This window comes from Actinoplanes sp. ATCC 53533, from assembly GCF_003947245.1.
Genome location: NZ_QHHV01000467.1, coordinates 1 through 1977 on the forward strand (window position 1 = coordinate 1; position 1977 = coordinate 1977).

The following is a 1977-nucleotide window of genomic DNA, read 5'->3' on the forward strand; positions in this document are numbered from 1 at the left end:
GGCGAACTATTTCATCAGTAACGCCAGCCGGCTCGGTGTGCTCTACGTCATCTGGTTCCGGCGGATCTGGCTGCCCAGCAGCGGCTGGAAGTCGTATTCCGGCGCCGGCGGCGACCCGTCGAGCGATCACACCAACCACGTGCACCTGTCGATGCGCTGACCGAGGGGAGTGCGGGGCCTACCGCTTGACGTAGGCCTCGTACTCCTTCAGCACGTCGTCGGTGGGTCCGTCGGCGCGGATCAGGCCGGACTCGAGCCAGATGGCCCGCTCGCAGGTGTCCCGGATCGACTGCTCGCTGTGGCTCACCAGGAAGACCGTGCCGGCTTGCGCGCGCAGTTCACGCACCCGCTGCTCGCTGCGCCGGCGGAACTTGGCGTCACCGGTGGCCAGTGCCTCATCGATGAGCAGCACGTCGTGCTGCTTGGCGGCCGCGATGGCGAACCGCAGCCGGGCGCCCATGCCCGAGGAGTAGGTGCGCATCGGCAGCGAACTGAAGTCGCCGCGTTCGTTGATGCCGGAGAAGTCGATGATGTCCTTGGTCTTCGCCTTGACCTCGGCCGGGGACATGCCCATGGCCAGGCAGCCGAGCACCACGTTGCGCTCGCCCGGTAGGTCGTTCATCAGGGCCGCGCTGACGCCGAGCAGCGAGGGCTGGCCGGCCGCGTAGATCGCACCCCGCTCGATCGGCAGCAGGCCGGCGATCGCCCGCAGCAGGGTGGACTTGCCCGAGCCGTTGGTGCCGATCAGGCCGACGGCCTCGCCCTTGTGCGCGACGAAGCTCACACCCTTGATGGCGTGCACCTCGCGCATGGTCGCCGGCTTGGCGCCGGTGACGATCCGCTTGAAGCTGGCCAGCGGGCTGCCGCTGCCGGGGGCCGCCGACTGCTGGATCCGGTAGATCACATGAGCGTCGTCGACGATGACCGTCGGATCGAGCCGGTCGCTCTCGGTCATGGTGTCAGCCACGGCCGTATCCCTTCTCTCCGCGCCAGAAGTAGACATATCCCCCGATGCTGACCACCAGGGTCCAGGCGATCGCCTCCAGCCACATCACCTTGGGGTCCGCCGCGAGGGGCACGTCCTCCATCAGCGCGTGCCGCATGAGGTCGATGAACAGGAGCATCGGGTTGGCCTCGACCACCTGCAGCTTCCAGCCGCTCAGGTGGTCGGTGAAACGGGTGACCGGGTAGAGCACCGCCGAGAAGTAGAGCCACATCCGCATGAGGAAAGGGATGAGATTCCGGACATCGGGGATCTTGCTGCCCAGCCGGGCCCCGGTCAGCGCCAGTCCGGCGTTGAACATGGCCTGCAACAGGAAGACCGGCACGATGAGCAGCCACTCCACCGTGATCGGCTCGCCGAAGCCGAGCACGATGACCATCAGCACGGCCAGCGAGGCCATCGTGTTGCGGATCTCGACCATCGTGATCGCCAGCGGCAGGCTGGCGCGCGGGAAGTGCAGGGCCCGGATCAGCCCCAGGTTGCCGCTGATCGCCTGGATGCCGGCCGACACCGTGGACTGGGTGAAGCCGAAGATGAACACGCCGGTGCAGAGGTAGGCGACGAAGTTGTCGACCCCGCTCTTCGTGTTCAGGATGATGCCGAAGATCAGGTAGTACACAGCCGCGTTGATCAGCGGGGTGAGCACCTGCCAGAAGACGCCGAGCCGGGTCTTGCCCAACGACGATGAGACCTTGGCGTTGGCGTAAGACGCGATGAAGTGCCGGTAGGCCCACAACTGCCGGGAATACCCGGACAGGGAGGGCAGCTTGCCGGCGGCACTCAGGCCGTGCCTGCGGGCCAGCTCCTTGAGCGTCAGGCCGGTGTCGGATTCGGCGACCGCCGTCTGGGGCATGGGGTGTCGCTCCGATCTAGTCGGTCCGCTGGGGATGGGGGACCTTGATGACTTGCGCGGGAACACACTAAACATTGTGCATCGATGGAACGGCGTCGTATCGACGTTAGAGCCGAATTAG

At 66.3% G+C, this 1977-nt stretch carries 2 protein-coding genes; both read right to left on the bottom strand.

Annotation, left to right across the window (positions count from 1 at the left end):
- Positions 1-178: 178 nt before the first annotated feature.
- On the bottom strand, positions 179-955 hold the full coding sequence (locus DMB66_RS59200) for an ABC transporter ATP-binding protein (protein ID WP_125812637.1): 777 nt from the start codon (positions 953-955) through the stop codon (positions 179-181).
- A 4-nt stretch (positions 956-959) separates the two neighbouring features.
- On the bottom strand, positions 960-1856 hold the full coding sequence (locus DMB66_RS59205; RefSeq protein ID WP_125812636.1) for an ABC transporter permease: 897 nt from the start codon (positions 1854-1856) through the stop codon (positions 960-962).
- Between the last annotated feature and the right edge of the window lie 121 nt (positions 1857-1977).